Raw genomic sequence first — 18851 nt, forward strand, 5'->3', positions numbered from 1 at the left:
ATTTAAAACCAATAAATACTATCATTTTACTATGTATTTATTACTAATTCGACAAAATATTTCATATTTCTCACTATTATAATGGTTTTTATAGATTTAATATAGGAATTATTTGCATAATCATTTAATATTTTCATTACTAAATTGCAAGATACATACGTTGTTATTACTAAAAGCTACACAAAATTTTCCACTCTCAAAAAATTCATTTACTTATAATACAACTCAGCTTATGTAAAATAAAAAACAGATGGAAATCTCTCCCCATCAGGGGCTAGATTTCCATCTGCCTATTCAAACTATCTCTACACGCCAGCCACAAACTCCATATATACAGAGTATACGCGGGAACACAAAGATGTTGGTTAGTTCAATACATTTATAAAACTGTTTTTTCCGTTGCAATCTACAAAAGAACTTAAAACTAAATAAATATAATCCACCCCCTCGACTTCAGGGAGTTATACCGTTTCACTACCTTCTACTACATTAGCACTCGCCTCAAACTTATCAAGCAACGCACGCACTTCATCCGTTGACTTCGTGCTCATCAATTGATTTCTTAATTCAGCAGCTCCAGGGAATCCTTTTACATAAATTTTGAAAAAGCGATGTAGTCCTGTGATGGAGCGTGGTAGTACTTCAGCATATTGATCTTGAAGATCAAGCTGTAGTCTTAAAAGATCTAGATGTTCTTTACTGCTATGCTCTCTTGGCTCTTTTTCAAAGGCAAATGGATTTTTAAAGATGCCTCGTCCGATCATAACACCATCAATACCGTATTTTTCAGCAAGTTCCAGCCCAGTTTTACGGTCAGGAATGTCTCCGTTTATCGTTAGGAGCGTATTTGGTGCAATACGATCACGTAATTTTTTAATCTCCGGAATTAGCTCCCAGTGTGCATCTACTTGGCTCATCTCTTCTCTTGTACGTAAGTGAATAGAAAGGTTTGCGATATCTTGTTTGAAAATATGCGTTAACCAATCTTCCCATTCGCTTAACTCTTTAAAGCCAAGTCGTGTTTTTACGCTGACAGGTAGTCCGCCTGCTTTTGCAGCTTGAATAAGTTCTGCCGCAACATCTGGACGTAGAATAAGGCCACTACCTTTCCCTCTTGATGCTACGTTCGGTACAGGACAACCCATGTTAATATCGATGCCTTTAAATCCTAGTTCTGCCATACCAATACTCATTTGACGGAAATATTCAGGATTATCTCCCCAAATATGTGCTACCATCGGTTGTTCATCTTCTGTAAAAATTAAACGGCCACGTACACTTTTCATACCTTCTGGATGACAATAGCTATCTGAGTTTGTGAACTCTGTGAAGAATACGTCTGGGCGACCAGCTTCACTTACTACGTGACGGAAAACAACGTCTGTCACATCTTCCATTGGTGCAAGTACGAAAAACGGCCGTGGTAAATCACGCCAAAAATTATCTATCATTTCAAATTCAAATCCTCTCACTATGAATGCAATTTAAAACTCTCAATAAACCAAAAAGCAGATGGTATAGATTTTCCTATATCAACTGCCTTTCTATTATACCAACTTAAGCCAAGCCACACACTCCACATGAGTCGTATGCGGGAACATATCGACAGGTTGTACTTCCTGCGTTTTATATCCGCCTTCTTCTAGTACTTTTAAGTCACGTGCTAATGTTGCTGGGTTACATGATACGTATACGACGCGTTTTGGTTTCATGTCGATGATTGTGTTAAGTAGTGCCTCATCACAACCTTTACGCGGTGGATCTACGACCATTGTGTCAGCGATTACGCCTTCTTTATACCATTTTGGAATAACTACTTCTGCTTCTCCTACACCAAATTCAGCGTTTATCATGTTGTTTAGTGCTGCGTTACGCTTTGCGTCTTCGATCGCTTCTGGGACGATTTCAACGCCGTACACTTTTTTCGCTTTTTGTGCTAGGAATAAGGAGATTGATCCAATTCCACAATAGGCATCAATTACTGTTTCATTGCCATCTAATTTTGCGTATTCTAACGTTTTATCGTATAACACTTTCGTTTGTTCTGGGTTTACTTGATAGAATGAACGTGCTGAAATCGCAAATTTAATATCGCCGATAAAGTCATAAATATATTCTGATCCGTACAGTACTGTCGTTTTGTCTCCGAAGATTACATTTGTACGTTTCGGGTTTACGTTTTGAACAATTGATTTTACTTCTGGGAATTTCGTAGCAATTTCTTCAATGATTGCTTTTTTGTTTGGCAGTTCTGCTGTACGAGTAATGAAGACAAGCATAATCTCCCCTGTTACTTGTCCGTAACGAGCCATTACGTGACGAAGTGTTCCTTTGTTACGCTCTTCGTTGTACGCCGAAATACCGTGTTTTTCACAAATTCGTTTTACTTCTTGAATCAATGTATCGTTTTCTTCTGCTTGAATTAAACATGATTCCATATTAATAATGTCATGCGTTCCTTGACGATAGAAACCAGCTACAAGTCCGCCTTCACGTTCTCCAATTGGTACTTGTGCTTTATTACGGTATACCCACGGATTCTTCATGCCAAGTACAGGATGAACAGGAACATCGCTTAGTCCTCCAATGCGCTGCATAACGTCGCGTACTTGTTTTTCTTTCGCTTGTAATTGTCCTTCATATGTTAAATGCTGAAGCTGACAACCGCCGCATTGATTGTACACTGGGCATTCGGCATCTTTACGATATGGGCTCTCTGTATGAAGCTTCATTAAACGACCGAATGCGAAGTTTTTCTTCACTTTAATAATTTTAATTTGCGCTTCTTCACCTGGTAATCCGTTTTTAACGAAAATAGGATAGCCTTTTACTTTCGCAACACCGGCACCATCATGTGTTAAATCTTCAAATACTACATCTATAAACTCGTTTTTTTCAACTGGTGGCGTCATTTTTGTACTCATTTTCCGACCTCTCTTTTTCATAACACTGCGTTACATTTTATCATACTTATATGGTCTTTTTCTATTGGAAGAAAAAAAGCTATTGACGATAGTTCTCTGTTAATGTTACGCTACTACTAATTTAATACGGACGATGTTACCTCATATATACTCGATAATATGGATCGAGAGTTTCTACCCGGCAACCTTAAATTGCTGGACTATGGGGAAAACTAATGAATATTAGCCTATGTGCAAAAAAGGACTCATATTGATTAGCTTTCTCTCATAGATGAAAGTGAATCCATATGGGTCTTTTTTTATTTTCATTTTTCTAAAAGGTCAGACATCTTACGTATGACATAAAACCTCTTTGTTTTATTTTTAGTAATACAACGAGCGTTTTATGTACAAACTTTATACGAACTTCTGAAAGGGGCAACTACATGCAATATGTAATGAGCATTATCGGTATTCTTGTCGTTTTAGGTTTATGTTTTGCTTTGTCAAACAACAAAAGTAAAATCAACTTCCGTGCAATTGCTATTATGATTGGTTTTCAAATTTTAATCGGTTGGTTTATGTTTGGCACAAAGATTGGTCAACAAATCATTATTTTCATTGGTAAAGTTTTCAACAAACTAATTAAACTTGGTACGACAGGTGTTGATTTTCTCTTTAATGGAATTCAAAGAGACTTTGTCTTTTTCTTAAACGTACTATTAATTATCGTATTTTTCTCAGCACTACTTTCTATCTTTAGTTATTTAGGTGTTTTACCATTCATCGTTCGCGTTGTCGGCGGTGCGATTTCAAAAATTACTGGTTTACCACGCGTTGAATCGTTCCATGCGGTAAACTCTGTATTCTTCGGTTCAAGTGAAGCGTTAATAGTTATTAAAAATGATTTACAACATTTCAATAAAAACCGTATGTTTATCATTTGTTGTTCTGCAATGAGCTCAGTTTCTGCTTCTGTTACAGCATCATACGTAATGATGTTAGATGCAAAATACGTACTAGCGGCTCTTCCGCTAAACTTATTCTCAAGCTTAATCGTTTGTTCGTTATTAACACCTGTTGATACGAAAAAAGAAGACGAAGTAGTTCAGAAATTTGATCGTACTTTATTTGGAGACAGCTTTATTGGCGCAATGATTAACGGTGCGCTTGATGGTTTAAAAGTAGCTGGTATCGTTGCAGCATTAATGATCGCCTTCATCGGTGTGATGGAAGTTGTAAACTACGTAATTAGTGCAGCTTCAGGGGCAATGGGACATGCTGTTACGTTACAACAAATCTTCGGTTATATACTTGCTCCATTCGCATTCTTAATGGGGATTCCAACTCAAGATATTATCCCAGCTGGCGGAATTATGGGTACGAAGATTGTATTAAACGAGTTTGTAGCAATCCTTGATTTAAAAGGTGTTGCAGCAACATTATCTCCACGTACAGTTGGAATCGTTACAGTATTCTTAATTAGCTTCGCAAGTATTAGCCAAATTGGCGCGATCGTTGGTACAATTCGTGCTCTTTCTGAGAAACAAGGAAGCGTCGTATCGAAATTTGGTTGGAAAATGCTATTTGCATCAACACTTGCTTCTATTTTATCTGCAACAATCGCTGGATTGTTTATTTGATACAAAATCACCTTACTCGTTGAAGTAAGGTGATTTTTTTATCTATTGTTACTTTTCTCATTCCATCCATTTTCCTCAAATGTTATGATGAACAAGGGTATGTCCCCACCGCTCTTACAGCGGTGGGGATTTTAATGTAAATACACAATAGAAGGTGATTTCATGAGAAAATACGCAGCAATCGCTTTATGTACATCTGCCATTCTAGCAGGATGTAATACTAACAATGTAAACCAAGATCCTAAAAAAGAGAAAAAGGTTCAAGAGACTAAGAAACAAGAAGTGACCGTACAAGAACAAGGGAAAATTTCTTATCAGCCTATTACACACGAAGCTACAAATACTACCATCCATATGACAGATATAAAAGATGCTTTAACTGAAGTACAATATAAAATTTGGCGTACTGCTGATGGAAAGGAACACACTAAATCTTTTTCTTCTAAAGAAAAGGAGAAACAGTTTACACTTCCTTTTGATATAAAAGAATTTGAAGGAAAACGTGGTGAGTTTCAAATTGAAGCAATAGGCATAAAAGAAGATGGGAAAACCATTCCACTCACAAAATCTGCTATTACTTTCGAGCAAAAGGTTCCCGTTCTTATGTACCATGCAATCGATGATTATCACGGTCAAGGTATTAAAGACTTATTCGTATCACCTGCTAACTTTGAAGCCCAAATGAAATATTTAAAGGACAATGGTTATACACTGTTAACGTTTGAACGCTGGGGCGATATAAATAAAGTAAATAAACCTATCTTTGTTACATTTGATGATGGTATGAACAATAATATGAATGCATTTCATGTTTTACAAAAGCTAAAAGACGATACGTTTAAACCGGCGGCAACAGAATATATGATTGTTGATAACGTTGATGTAGAAGGAGCATTGTCTACTTCTGAAATAAAAGAAATGGTTGGTTCCGGCATTTTCTCGGTGCAATCTCATACTGCAACACATGCAGACTTACCGAAAATTACAAACTATGAGGAAGAGTTAAAAGGTTCAAAAGAAAAGCTAGAAAAAATAACAGGTAAGCCTGTTATCGCGATTGCTTATCCATTCGGTCATGTAGATGATAAGGTTGTTGCAGAAACGAAGAAGTATTATCAATTTGCGACGACAACAAAATCCGGAAAATTCATTACAAAAGGTGAACCCGATGAATTGTTAAAAATGAAGCGTGTTCGCATACACCATACGACGACCGTAGAACAGTTTGCTTCTTCGATTAAATAACGATGAGGGCTCAATATATTTTGAGCTCTCTTTTTACGCTATATTTATATATATTTTTTGAATTTTCTTGTATTATATATAGTAAGAAATCTTTCAAATTAAAGGAGATTATACATATGTCATTTGAACAAACGTTAGAGAAATATGCTGCCCTTGCAGTCAATGTTGGTGTTAATATTCAACCAGGACAAACATTATCAATTAGCGCACCTCTTGAAGCTGTACAATTTGTACGCCTCGTTACAGAAAAAGCATATAAATCTGGTGCAAAACACGTATATGTGGATTGGAATGATGAGACGTTAACACGCTTAAAGTTCGATCTAGCTCCTGAAGAAGCATTCGCTGAGTTTCCATCTTGGAAAGCACACGCTCGTGAAGAATTAGCAAAAGAAGGCGCTGCATTTATGTCTATTTATGCAGAAAACCCTGATTTATTAAAAGGTGTAGAACCAACGCGTATCGCAACAGCTCATAAAGTAGCTGGTGAAGCAATGAAAGTATACCGTGATTACGTACAAGCTGATAAAGTAAGCTGGTGTGTCATTTCTGTTCCTACGAAAGAATGGGCTGCGAAAGTATTCCCTGACGTTGCACCAGAAGAACAAGAAGCAAAACTATGGGATGCTATTTTCAAAGCTACTCGTGCTGATTTAGAAAATCCTGTGGAAGCATGGAAAGAACACGATAAAACATTACATACAAAAGTTGATTACTTAAACGAAAAGCATTATAAAGCTCTTCACTATACAGGTCCTGGAACAGATTTAACGATCGAACTTCCAGAAAAACATGTATGGGCTGGTGCTGGTAGCTTAAATGAAAAGAACGTACCATTTATGGCGAACATTCCAACTGAAGAAGTGTTTACAATGCCACTTAAAACAGGTGTAAATGGCCAAGTATCTAGTACAAAACCGTTAGCATTTGCAGGTAACATTATCGATAACTTCACGTTAACATTTGAAAACGGACGTATCGTAGATTATAAAGCTGAAGTTGGAGAAGAAGCTTTAAAACATTTAGTAGAAACAGATGAAGGTTCTCACTTCTTAGGCGAAGTAGCTTTAGTACCTCATGATTCACCAATTTCAAACACAAATATTTTATTCTACAACACGCTATTTGATGAAAACGCATCTTGCCACCTTGCAATCGGAAATGCTTATGCATTTAACTTAGTTGGCGGAAAAACGATGTCTAAAGAAGAACTTGCTGAAAATGGCGCAAACGCTAGTATTACACACGAAGATTTCATGATTGGATCAGCTGAGCTTGATATCGACGGCATTACAGCTGATGGCAGACATGAACCAATCTTCCGTAAAGGTAATTGGGCGTTTTAATAAAAGCAAAAGGCTATCTTCCACACTGGAAGATAGCCTTTTATGATGCAGATGAAACCTTAAGCCCAATTACTCCTAACACGATGAAAAGAATACAAAATGCTTGGAATAGGCTAATGTGCTCTTTAAAAAAGTACACACTAATAATCGTAATAAGTAACGTCCCAACACCAGACCAAATTGCATAAGCAATACTTAAATGAATCTTTTTTACAACGATGGCGAACACGCTGAAACAAATTCCGTAAAATACAAAAATAAGTACACTTGGAATGAGCTTTGTTAAACCGTTTGATAATTTCATCGCAATTGTTCCAGCTACTTCAAAAATAATTGTTACAAGTAATAATAGCCAATATACCATACTAGAATCTCCTTCTCTGTTACCTTATAGAGATTCTAGTATACTACTTATAGTCCTAATGAAATATATTTAATTTCTAAATATTCCTCGATACCGAAATGACCACCTTCACGACCAATGCCACTCTCTTTAAAGCCACCGAACGGCGCTTGTGCAACTGATGGGAGGCCATCATTTAAACCGATAATACCATACTCTAGTGCTTCACTAATTTGGAATGCTTGGCTAATGTCTTTCGTGAAAATGTACGCTGCTAAACCGTATGGCGTATTGTTCGCACGTTCAATTACTTCTTCAACCGTTTTAAATTTCGCAACAGGTGCAACTGGTCCAAATGTTTCTTCATTCATACAAAGCATCGTATCATTCGCTAATCCAATTACAGTTGGTTGAATAAAGTGTCCATCTAGCTCTGTAACCTTTTGGCCACCATATAAAACTGTTCCACCTTTTTGAATAGCATCTTCAATATGTTCTTGTACTTTTGAAACTGCATTCTCATCAATAAGTGGTCCGACAGTCGTTCCGTCACCGAAACCATCTCCTACTTTCAACTTCCCTACTGCCTTTTGAAACTTCTCTGCGAATACTTCGTAAACTTCTTCCTGAACAAATACTCGGTTTGTACATATACACGTTTGTCCTGCGTTACGGAATTTCGAACCGATTACTGCCTCTACTGCTTTATCTAAGTCTGCATCATTCATAACAATAAACGGTGCGTGACCGCCTAACTCAAGTGAAACCTTTTTCATCGTTTGTGCCGCACTAGCCATTAACTCTTTCCCAATTTCCGTTGATCCTGTAAAGGACACTTTTCGAACACGCCCATCCTCCATCCACGTATCAGCAATTGCTTTCGCACTACCTGTTACAATATTTATTACGCCTTTTGGAATGTCTGCTTCATGAGCTAATTCAGCTAATTTTAACGCAGTTAACGGCGTTTGACTTGCAGGTTTTACAACCGCTGTACATCCTGCTGCAAGCGCCGGAGCTACCTTTCTCGTAATCATAGCAGCCGGGAAGTTCCAAGGCGTAATAGCTGCCATAACGCCAACTGGTTGCTTCATGACTAAAATACGTTTATTCGGATGAGAAGCAGGAATCATTTCACCATATACGCGTTTTCCTTCTTCTGCATACCATTCAACAAAACTATTTGCATAATTCACTTCACCAAGCGCTTCTGCAAAGGGCTTTCCTTGTTCTTTCGTCATGATCGCTGCAATCTCTTCTTTATTTTCCTCAATAAGTGTGAACCATTTTTTTAATTTCGCTGCACGATCTGCCGCTGTTAACTTAGACCATAATTTAAAAGCTTCATGCGCAGCATCAACAGCTTGCTTTGCCTCTGTTACCCCGCCCTTTGGTACAGTCGCAAATATTTCCTTCGTTGCTGGATTATTTACTTCGATTTGCTCTTGCAATGTAATCCACTCACCATTTATATACATCGCCTTTTTCTCTACATTTACAAACGTCGCTTTTTTATCCAATATTCTCTTCCTCCTCTATAAGTTTCTTTATTTTCCTAGTCGCAGCAGATTGACTTATTTTTAAAAACTCCGCTACTTTATAACTCGATCCATATGTTTTATATGCTTTCAAAATAATATTCCGTTCTACTTCTTCTAACATTTTATAGAGACTTTGACCGGACTGTTCAACCGTTGATTCTTGCATCGCTATTGGTAAATCTTCTATCGTAACGATATCATCGGCAGTTATAACAATTCGCTCAATCACATTTTCAATCTCTCTATTATTTCCTTCCCACGGGTAACCAACAAACATTTGTAATGTGCTAGGCGCTAATTTTACATTTCTACCATATTTCTCGTTAAAGTGTTGTAAATAATGATAAATAAGTGGCAAAATGTCTTCTGTTCTTTCCCGTAGTGGCGGGATTACAATGGGAATGACATTCAGACGATAATATAAATCTTTCCGAAATGTTCCTTGTTTCACCATCATACTTAAATCTCTATTTGTTGCCGCTACAATTCTAACGTCCACCTTTTTTAATTCTCTTCCGCCTATAGGGCGAAACGTTTTTTCTTGCAACACTTGCAAAAGCTTTGCTTGAGTTTCAAGCGGCATTTCGCCAATTTCATCTAAGAATAGCGTTCCTTTATGCGCTGATTCTAATAGTCCCTTTTTCCCTTCACGATTCGCACCTGTAAAGGATCCGCCTGAGTATCCAAAAAGCTCTGATTCAATTAAATTTGTCGGCAATGCCGCACAGTTAATTTCATAGAAACTTTCATTCTTCCGGTTACTCACTTCATGTAAATGACGCACCAATCGACTCTTTCCTACTCCTGTCTCACCTAAAACGAGAACCGTACTATCTACCACGGATACTTTCTTGATTGTCTCGACTATTTTTTGCATAGCGATACTTTTAAAAATAAGTCCTTCATGTTCATATGTTTCTCTCAATTCTTTTTTATATGTTTTTAACTGATTATCCATTTCTTCTACCTTTTGACGTAATTGATAGAGTTCTGTAAGATCACGAGAGTAACTAATTACTCTTCTTAAATTGCCCTCTTCATCAAAAACAGGCCTTGTACGAACGTGTAAATACTCTCCTGATTTTGTCGTCTGAACTAGTTCGATTGGCCTCTTTTTTTCAATTACTTCTAACGTTGCTGATGGGTAAAAGATACCATCTTTCTGCAATTCTTTTACATGTTTACCTACTAACTCTTTTGCAGCCAATTGATAGTGCCTTTCACATGTACTATTTACACGTACAACGATTCCCTTTTCGTCCGTCACAAAAATTTCGTCAAACGCATATTCAAATACATCTTGTAAATCCATTAACACTCGTTCCTTTTCTGCAACCATCCTAGCCACCCCTAACTTCCAATCCGTCGATTCACTTCACTACCTTTATTATAAAGTGAATTTTCTGCATTTTATATAGAGTCAGCTAGAATGTTTGCTGTTTTATTATTTAACTTTTAAACACGAGCAATATTTGCTTTCTCATAACAGACTTGCAACGATTCTTCAATGATTGTTAATCCTTCTTCCAGTTGCTCATCTGTAATCACTAATGGCATTAGCACACGAATAACATTACCGTATGTTCCTGCTGATAGTAGAAGTAAGCCACGTTTATTTGCTTCTGCGCATAAATTAGCTGTTAACGTTTTATCAGGTGCTTTCGTCTTACGATCTTGAACGAGCTCAAATGCACACATTGCTCCTAAACCGCGCACATCACCGATGCAATTATATTTATTTTTCATCTCTTCGAATCGGTTCATTACGACTTTTCCTAATTCTATCGCTCTATCATTTAAATTCTCTTTTTCTATTACATCAAGTACTGCTAATGCTGCCGCACATCCTAGCGGGCTTCCTGCATACGTTCCACCAAGTTCTCCTGGTGCAGACTCATTCATAATTTCTTTGCGCCCAATAACACCACTAATCGGTACACCAGCACCTAATGATTTAGATACCGTAATTAAATCCGGAACGACATCATAATGATCAATGGCGAAATATTTTCCTGTACGGCTAAATCCAGTTTGAATTTCATCCGCTACAAATAAGATGCCGTGTTCTGAACAAATATTGCGTACTTCTTGCACAAACTTCTTACTTGGGACGATAAATCCACCTTCCCCTTGAACAGGTTCCATTACAACGGCTGCAATCGTTTCTGGTGCTACTTCTGATACGAAGAAATTCTTAAACTCTTCAATCATAAAGTTATCGTACTGCTCTCCCGTTAATCCTTCTGGGCGGCGATATTCGTACGGGAATGGTGCTTTATAGACTTCAGGCGCAAATGGACCAAATCCAAATTTATATGGTTTTACTTTACTTGTCATCGTCATTGTCATTAATGTACGCCCGTGGAATCCTTTAGAAAATGCGATAATACCAGTTCTTTTTGTATATTTACGAGCGATTTTCACAGCGTTCTCGACTGCTTCTGCACCACTATTTAAAAATAGTACTTGCTTATCAAAACTTCCCGGCGCTAATGCCGCAAGTTTTTCTGCTAATTCAATATATGGCTCATACATCATGACATTAAAGCCAGTATGAATGTATTGATCTACTTGTTTATGGAGCGCTTCTTTAACAGCTGGGTGACAATGTCCTACGTTAATTGTTCCTATCGCTCCAGCGAAATCAATGTACTGATTACCATCAACATCAGTAACAAGAGCACCATTTGCAGATTGTACAAACGTTGGGATGCCGTTACTTACTCCTTTTGGTACTATATTTTGGCGGCGTTCTAGTAAAGACGCTGCTTTCGGTCCAGGAATTTGTTCATTTACTTTAGCAAATTTTTTTATACTCATTACGTACCCCATCCTTTTCTTTACATTGTTTTCTCTTTTCATTGCAAAATGTATGCCAATATTCTTTTCTAGTATTCATCTATTTCGTCATAAAAAATAAGTCTATAAAGACTCAAAACGAGTCTTTATAGACTTATTTTTCTTACACACTAGACTTTCCTTGTTCCCAAACAAGCTCACCTGAATGCGAAATAAAGTCCCCAACAGATTGTACTACTAAATCCGCAAGTGGTTCTAATGTTTGACGATTCCCTGTACCAGATAGTACTCCTATTGCATAGCAATCACCATTTTTCGCTAAATATAAATCAGTCGGTGTATCCCCAACGACCGCTACTTCACATGCCTTTAAATGAAACCTCTCACAGAAGGATTCTATAATTCTTTTATCGGGTTTTTGTGCCGCAAATGTATCTGAAGCTACAACATAATCAAAAAAGGTCTCTAATTGATACTGTTTTAAAAATAATTCTGTCGGTGCGAAATCATCAGCTGTAACAACACCTAAAATAAATCCTCTATCCTTTAAGCTTTGTAAAATTCTCGGTAAATCTGCCGTCATTTTCATGTAAGAACGATGCTCGTACATAAGGGCAAACAGTTTTTCACTTACCCATTCATGCATTTCCTCTTCCTTAGATGACGTAATATACTTACAAAGCCCCTTTGCCACATCAAGGCTTGTTCCTGCCGCTATTGCGCTACGTGGGTGAACAAATACCCCATCCACACCGATTTCTTTTAATAAAGTCGGCTGCATTGATTGTGGCAGTTGGTATAATTTTATACATTCAGCCACAAGTTCTTCAGCCACTTTTATCCAAATTGAATGAAAATCCATTAATGTCCCATCTTTATCAAATAGTATTGCTTTTACTTTCTCCATAACACCCCACCTCTCGTCTCTTATCTCCTCCATTGTATCAATAAAGTATGGATATAAAATAAACGAATTGTAAAAATACCATGAAAATCAAACTAACTTCCAATTTACAATACAAACCGGATTGTTTGACTATTACGTAACAGAAGCGTAAAATTACTCTCATCTTATTGAAAATTAGCTAATTACTTAACCTCATTAACTATCATGATAGTTTCCTAATTCTTTTTTTAGTAGGAGATGTTTATATATGGTTGAAGAAATATTTTATAAGAAAACATTAGAAAATCTGTTTTTAGATCCTGTTCAAATTACACTTTGGGATGGAAACACTGTACAGTACGGTGAAGGGAATCCTCAATTTCATATTACATTCCACAAACCTCTTGCCAAAAAAGAGATAATAAAAAATCCCTCCATCGCATTTGGTGAAGCTTATATGAATGGAGATATTGAAATAGAGGGTAACCTTGAAAAAGCGATTGAGTCTATTTATAAAAACAAAGACAGTTTTTTAGGTAATAGCAAATTACAATACCTTACAAGCAGATGGAATTTTTCAAAACGAAAAAATAAAGAAGATATCGCCTATCATTATGATATTGGGAACGATTTTTATAAATTATGGCTAGATGAAACAATGACATACTCTTGTGCATATTTCCAAAATGAAACCGATTCCTTAACAGCTGCTCAACATAATAAAGTAAATCATATTTTAAAAAAGTTAAACCTTCAAAAAGGAGATACTTTGCTAGACATTGGTTGCGGATGGGGTGAACTCATTACAGCTGCCGCAAAACAATATGGTGTGAAAGCAACGGGAGTCACATTAAGTGAAGAACAATATGCAAAAACTCTAGAAAGAATCGAAAAAGAAAATCTCACAGATTTAGTTGAAGTAAATTTACTCGATTATCGTGATATTCACGAGCGAAAGTTTGATAAAATTGTTAGTGTAGGTATGATTGAACATGTCGGGAAAGATCACATTACAGAGTACTTTGAAACGGTCAATGCATTACTCAATGATGGTGGTATTTCCGTTCTTCACTGTATTACTTCTCCTACAGAGGGCGCTACTAATAGTTGGATTGAGAAATATATATTTCCTGGTGGATACGTCCCCGCCGTTAATGAATTAATTACTAACATAACTAATCAGCATTTCTTTATAGTTGATGTTGAAAGCTTGCGCAGACATTACGGTAAAACACTTCAACACTGGGCAGAAAACTTTGAAAATACACTAGATGAAATACGTAAAACAAAAGATGAGCGATTTATTCGTATGTGGCGCTTGTATTTAAATGCTTGTGCAGCTTCGTTTTATACTGGTAACATTGATTTACATCAATTTGTATTTACAAAAGGGATTAGTGATTCCATTCCTTGGACACGTTCATATATGTATAAATAAAAAAGGATGCCTTTACAGGGCATCCTCTTGATGTTCAGGAACAAATAGTTCCAGACAATGATACATATTTTCGAATTCCATCGGTGCATCTCCACCATATTCACCATCTAAATTAATCATTAGTTTATCTGGTGAATGCACTTTAATTCGGTTCGCTTGTGTGTATAGTACTTTTGGATTGTTAATATGTTCACCACGCTGCGCTTGTGTTGCAGCTTTAATTAAGTCGGCAATCGAACCTTTTTTCAGCACTAATAAATCAAATAAGCCATCGTTAATCGATGCATATGGTGCTACCTTTTCAAAGCCACCCACTGAACGAGTATTCGTAATTAAAAACATCGTAATTTCTTCTTGTAGTAATTTTCCATCATACTCAATTTCAACATATGTTGGATGTAGTGATGGTAGCATTTCGATACCTTTTAAATAATAAGCAAGTTGTCCTAATACAGTCTTTAGCTTACTTGGTACTTCATATGTTAATTCTGTAATACGACCGCCACCAGCGATGTTAATAAAATATGTATCGTTTGCTCTACCAAGGTCTAATGGCACAGTTTTTCCTTCACAAATAATATCCGCTGCTTCTTCAATAGAACGAGGTACACCGATTGCACGTGCAAAGTCATTTGTCGTTCCAACTGGAATAATTCCAAATTTCGGACGGAATTCATGACCAACTAGACCGTTTACGACTTCATTTAACGTGCCGTCACCACCAGCCGCAATAACAACATCAAATTTACGCTCTACAGCTTGCCTCGCCGCCACCGTTGCGTCTCCAGGACCCGTTGTCGCATGACAAGATGCTTCATATCCAGCTTGTTCTAATTTTTGTAATACTTCCGGTAAGCTCTTCTTAAATAGCTCACGCCCAGAAGTAGGATTATAAATAATTCTTGCTCGCTTCATCATTTATTAGCACAGGAAATTTCTTTATGTATCGACAAAGAACATACCGAACTTCTATTCAGTATTCCCATGCCTACCTCCTCTCATCTTCCTATCCTTCTTTTATCTCGCTCAAACAGGCAGTAAGAACCCGATTCGTGTAGCCCATCAAAAGTAAATATTCATTTCAATGGTTTTGTTTTATTTGACAAAAAATTTATGTCCATCTATTTCCTCACAACAATTTACATATAACGAATAATAATTATCTATTATTTCATGAGATGAAAAAACCTCTATTTCTAGATTTATCATTATTCCCACCTTTTTGCAACTATCATACCATAGTTGCTATACAAACATTTTTCCACTTTTGACAGTTAATCAAACGTTTGTTTAAATAATTTTCTCTCATTTAAACAAACGTTTGATTAACCTAGAAAAACACCCATGTACGGGTGTTTTTCTGCTTAATCTTTAAAAGTTACTACTATTATCGCTTATTAATCTCTTCAAGTAAGATTTTGTTAACAAGCGGTGGATTTGCTTGTCCTTTTGTAGCTTTCATAATTTGACCAACTAAGAAGCCAATTGCACGGTCTTTACCGTTTTTAAAGTCTTCGATAGATTGCTCATTATTATCAAGAATTTCTGTTACAACTTTACGAAGTGTACCCTCGTCAGAAATTTGAACAAGGCCTTTCGCTTTAACGATTTCTTCTGGGTCTCCACCTTTTTCAATTAATTCGTTAAATACTTTCTTCGCAATTTTAGAAGAAATTGTACCTTTTTCAATTAATTGAACCATTTTAGATAAACCAGCAGGCGTTAATGCAACGTCTTTTAATTCTTTTTGTTGTTTGTTTAGGTATGCAAGTACTTCACCCATTAACCAGTTTGATGTTAATTTCGCATCAGCACCGTCTGCAACAGTTGCTTCAAAGAAATCAGACATTTCTTTCGTTAATGTTAATACGTGTGCATCATAAGCTGGTAAGCCTAATTCTGCAACGTAGCGAGCTTTACGTGCATCTGGAAGTTCTGGAATAGAAGCACGAACTGCTTCTTTCCACTCATCGTCGATGTAAAGTTCAACTAAGTCCGGCTCTGGGAAGTAACGGTAATCATCAGATCCTTCTTTCACACGCATTAAGATTGTTTTCTTCGTTGCTTCATCATAACGACGTGTTTCTTGTTGGATGATACCACCAGATAATAATTCTTTTTCTTGGCGAGCTTGCTCAAACTCAAGACCTTTTTGTACGTAAGTGAAAGAGTTTAAGTTTTTCAGTTCCGCTTTTGTACCGAACTTCTCTTGTCCAACTGGACGAAGGGAAATGTTCGCATCACAACGCAAGGAACCTTCTTCCATCTTACAATCAGATACGCCAGTGTATTGAATGATTGATTTTAACTTCTCTAAGTATGCATATGCTTCTTCTGGCGTACGCATATCTGGCTCAGATACGATCTCAATTAAAGGCATACCTTGACGGTTGTAGTCTACTAATGAGCCGTCAGCTGTATGCGTTGATTTACCAGCATCTTCTTCTAAATGAAGACGTGTAATACCGATACGTTTCTTTTTACCGTCTACTTCAATTTCAATCCAACCATTTTCACCAATTGGCTTATCAAACTGAGAGATTTGGTAAGCTTTCGGATTATCTGGATAGAAATAGTTTTTACGGTCAAACTTCGTTTCTGTTGCGATTTCACAGTTTAATGCCATTGCAGCTTTCATTGCAAAGTTAACTGCTTCTTTATTTAAAGTAGGAAGTACTCCTGGGTATCCTAAGTCAATTACACTTGTTTGTGTATTTGGTTCCGCTCCGAATTCTGTTGGACTCGCAGAGAAAATTTTCGAATTTGTTTTTAACTCAACGTGAACCTCTAAACCAATAATTGTTTCTAAATTCATCTATGCTCGCCTCCTTACAGACTTGCTTTTTTTGTATGATGGTCTGTTGCTTGCTCAAACGCATGTGCAACGCGGTAAATTGTCGCTTCATCGAAGTGTTTACCAATGATTTGTAAACCAAGTGGCATGTTGTTAGCACCGAACCCACATGGAACAGAAATCGCTGGAACACCTGCTAAGTTTACTGGGATTGTTAAAATGTCATTTGCATACATTGTCATTGGATCATCAACTTTTTCGCCCACTTTAAATGCCGGAGTTGGCGTTGTTGGTCCAATAATAACATCGTAGTTAGCAAATACATTTTCAAAGTCGTTTTTAATTAATGTACGTACTTGTTGTGCTTTTTTGTAATATGCATCATAGTAACCAGAGCTAAGAGCAAATGTACCAAGCATAATACGACGTTTTACTTCATCACCGAAGCCTTCGCTACGTGTGTTTTTGTAAAGATCCATTAAGTTATTCACATTATCAGAACGAACACCATAACGTACGCCATCAAAGCGTGAAAGGTTAGCTGATGCTTCAGAAGAAGATAATAAGTAATACGTTGCTAGAGCGTATTTAGAGTGTGGAAGAGATACTTCCTCCCAAGTTGCGCCCATACCTTCTAATACTTTTAAAGCAGCTAGTACTGACTCACGAGCTTCTTCGCCAACACCTTCTCCTAAGTATTCTTTCGGTACAGCAATGCGTAAACCTTTAACGTCGCCTGTTAAACCAGCTAAGTAGTTTCCTACTTCAACGTTAGCAGAAGTTGCATCCATACGGTCAAGACCTGAAATAGCTTGTAATAAGTATGCATTGTCTTCTACTGTACGTGTAATCGGTCCGATTTGGTCAAGTGAAGATGCAAATGCTACTAATCCGTAACGAGATACACGTCCGTAGGTTGGTTTTAAACCTACAACGCCGCAATATGCAGCTGGTTGACGGATAGAACCACCCGTATCAGAACCTAGAGAGAATAATACTTCTCCTGCTGCTACAGCTGCTGCAGAACCACCACTAGATCCGCCTGGAACGTAATCTAAGTTCCATGGATTTTTCGTAGCGTAGAAACCTGAGTTTTCATTTGAAGAACCCATTGCGAACTCGTCCATATTTAATTTACCGATTGTAATTGTGTCAGCAGCTTTTAGCTTTTGCACAACTGTCGCATCATAAATTGGATCGAAGTTTGCTAACATTTTGCTTGCACAAGTCGTACGAAGACCGTTAGTTACAATGTTATCTTTAACACCGATTGGCATACCGAATAATAAACCATTATCTTCAGCACCAATTTTCGCGTCTAATTCTTTCGCTTTCGCGCGTGCGTTTTCTTCATCTAATGTAAGAAAAGCTTTTACGTTATCTTCAACATCCGCAATACGTTTGTAAGATTCTTCTACTAAATCCGTAACGGAAATTTCTTTGTTGTTTAATTTCTTATGTAACTCTGATACTGAATGATCAAATAATGACATCGAAATTCCCCTCCTCTATTCTAATACTGCTGGAACACGGATTTGATTATCTTTGTGATCCGGTGCATTTTTTAATACTTCTTCAACTGGTAAACCTTTTTCTGGTACATCTTCACGCATAACATTTTTCATAGTTAATACATGAGTTGTTGGTTTTACATCTGTTGTATCTAATTCATTTAACTGTTCTGCAAATGTAACAATTGCATCTAGTTGTTTTTGAAATTTTTCTGCTTCTTGATCAGTAATTGCAAGACGTGCTAAATGTGCTACGTGCTTTACATTCTCAACGGAAATTCTTGACACGGCTAGGCCACCTCCATAATATATCGTTCAATCTACAATACTATTGATGATACCAAATTTTCAGTACTTCAAGCAAGTCAACACACGGCACTTACAGCATTTTTACATAAAAAA

General features: G+C 37.0%; 15 protein-coding genes and 1 riboswitch. Of the genes, 4 read left to right on the forward strand and 11 right to left on the reverse strand.

Translation table 11 applies throughout. The features are described from left to right. Window positions 1-461: 461 nt before the first annotated feature. Window positions 462-1451 (reverse strand): tRNA dihydrouridine synthase, encoded by a 990-nt coding sequence (locus QCI73_RS25675; protein WP_076869052.1) that lies wholly within the window; start codon window positions 1449-1451, stop codon window positions 462-464. A gap of 96 nt (window positions 1452-1547) precedes the next feature. Further along, window positions 1548-2924, reverse strand: coding sequence for a 23S rRNA (uracil(1939)-C(5))-methyltransferase RlmD (gene rlmD, locus QCI73_RS25680; RefSeq protein ID WP_074606171.1), 1377 nt, complete (start codon window positions 2922-2924; stop codon window positions 1548-1550). 121 nt (window positions 2925-3045) lie between these two features. Beyond that, window positions 3046-3147: riboswitch (purine riboswitch) on the forward strand. 202 nt (window positions 3148-3349) lie between these two features. On the opposite strand from rlmD, the gene QCI73_RS25685 reads away from it, so the two are divergent. From QCI73_RS25685 to QCI73_RS25695, 3 genes are all read left to right on the forward strand, one after another. Then, window positions 3350-4546 (forward strand): NupC/NupG family nucleoside CNT transporter, encoded by a 1197-nt coding sequence (locus tag QCI73_RS25685; protein ID WP_353824001.1) that lies wholly within the window; start codon window positions 3350-3352, stop codon window positions 4544-4546. 162 nt (window positions 4547-4708) lie between these two features. Further along, complete coding sequence (locus tag QCI73_RS25690) at window positions 4709-5791, forward strand: polysaccharide deacetylase family protein (protein ID WP_353824002.1); 1083 nt, start codon at window positions 4709-4711, stop codon at window positions 5789-5791. Window positions 5792-5907: 116 nt separating this feature from the next. After that, the gene (locus tag QCI73_RS25695; protein ID WP_000007360.1) at window positions 5908-7137 is read left to right on the forward strand and encodes an aminopeptidase; all 1230 of its coding nucleotides are present in this window, start codon (window positions 5908-5910) and stop codon (window positions 7135-7137) included. Window positions 7138-7177: 40 nt separating this feature from the next. On the opposite strand, the gene QCI73_RS25700 is transcribed toward QCI73_RS25695, so the two are convergent. The 5 genes from QCI73_RS25700 to QCI73_RS25720 all read right to left on the reverse strand — a co-directional run bounded on the left by QCI73_RS25700 (window position 7178) and on the right by QCI73_RS25720 (window position 12727). After that, complete coding sequence (locus tag QCI73_RS25700; RefSeq protein WP_000263254.1) at window positions 7178-7501, reverse strand: DMT family transporter; 324 nt, start codon at window positions 7499-7501, stop codon at window positions 7178-7180. A gap of 47 nt (window positions 7502-7548) precedes the next feature. After that, window positions 7549-9000 (reverse strand): NADP-dependent succinate-semialdehyde dehydrogenase, encoded by a 1452-nt coding sequence (gene gabD / locus QCI73_RS25705; protein WP_270795312.1) that lies wholly within the window; start codon window positions 8998-9000, stop codon window positions 7549-7551. Further along, a complete protein-coding gene (locus QCI73_RS25710; protein WP_000225164.1) occupies window positions 8993-10360 on the reverse strand; it encodes a sigma-54 interaction domain-containing protein in 1368 nt (455 codons plus the stop codon). The genes gabD and QCI73_RS25710 overlap by 8 nt, the downstream gene beginning before the upstream one ends. Window positions 10361-10476: 116 nt before the next feature. Beyond that, on the reverse strand, window positions 10477-11841 hold the full coding sequence (gene gabT, locus QCI73_RS25715; RefSeq protein WP_353824003.1) for a 4-aminobutyrate--2-oxoglutarate transaminase: 1365 nt from the start codon (window positions 11839-11841) through the stop codon (window positions 10477-10479). A 142-nt stretch (window positions 11842-11983) separates the two neighbouring features. Further along, window positions 11984-12727 carry an HAD family hydrolase gene (locus tag QCI73_RS25720; protein ID WP_353824004.1) on the reverse strand — a complete coding sequence of 248 codons (744 nt, stop codon included), beginning with the start codon at window positions 12725-12727 and terminating at the stop codon, window positions 11984-11986. A gap of 247 nt (window positions 12728-12974) precedes the next feature. Here QCI73_RS25720 and QCI73_RS25725 point away from each other — a divergent pair, with 247 nt between their 5' ends. Continuing rightward, window positions 12975-14144 carry an SAM-dependent methyltransferase gene (locus QCI73_RS25725; protein WP_353824005.1) on the forward strand — a complete coding sequence of 390 codons (1170 nt, stop codon included), beginning with the start codon at window positions 12975-12977 and terminating at the stop codon, window positions 14142-14144. Between the two features lie 12 nt (window positions 14145-14156). Here QCI73_RS25725 and QCI73_RS25730 read toward each other — a convergent pair whose 3' ends face one another. From QCI73_RS25730 to gatC, 4 genes are all read right to left on the reverse strand, one after another. Further along, the gene (locus QCI73_RS25730; RefSeq protein ID WP_000977677.1) at window positions 14157-15062 is read right to left on the reverse strand and encodes a diacylglycerol kinase; all 906 of its coding nucleotides are present in this window, start codon (window positions 15060-15062) and stop codon (window positions 14157-14159) included. 469 nt (window positions 15063-15531) lie between these two features. Then, the gene (gene gatB / locus QCI73_RS25735) at window positions 15532-16959 is read right to left on the reverse strand and encodes an Asp-tRNA(Asn)/Glu-tRNA(Gln) amidotransferase subunit GatB (RefSeq protein WP_001047674.1); all 1428 of its coding nucleotides are present in this window, start codon (window positions 16957-16959) and stop codon (window positions 15532-15534) included. 14 nt (window positions 16960-16973) lie between these two features. Beyond that, entirely contained in the window at window positions 16974-18431 is a 1458-nt protein-coding gene (gene gatA, locus QCI73_RS25740) for an Asp-tRNA(Asn)/Glu-tRNA(Gln) amidotransferase subunit GatA (RefSeq protein ID WP_000051445.1), read from the reverse strand. 15 nt (window positions 18432-18446) lie between these two features. Continuing rightward, window positions 18447-18737, reverse strand: coding sequence for an Asp-tRNA(Asn)/Glu-tRNA(Gln) amidotransferase subunit GatC (gene gatC / locus QCI73_RS25745; protein ID WP_000086999.1), 291 nt, complete (start codon window positions 18735-18737; stop codon window positions 18447-18449). Between the last annotated feature and the right edge of the window lie 114 nt (window positions 18738-18851).

It is taken from the genome of Bacillus cereus group sp. MG16 (assembly GCF_040459875.1).
In the GTDB taxonomy this organism is placed as follows: domain Bacteria; phylum Bacillota; class Bacilli; order Bacillales; family Bacillaceae_G; genus Bacillus_A; species Bacillus_A paranthracis.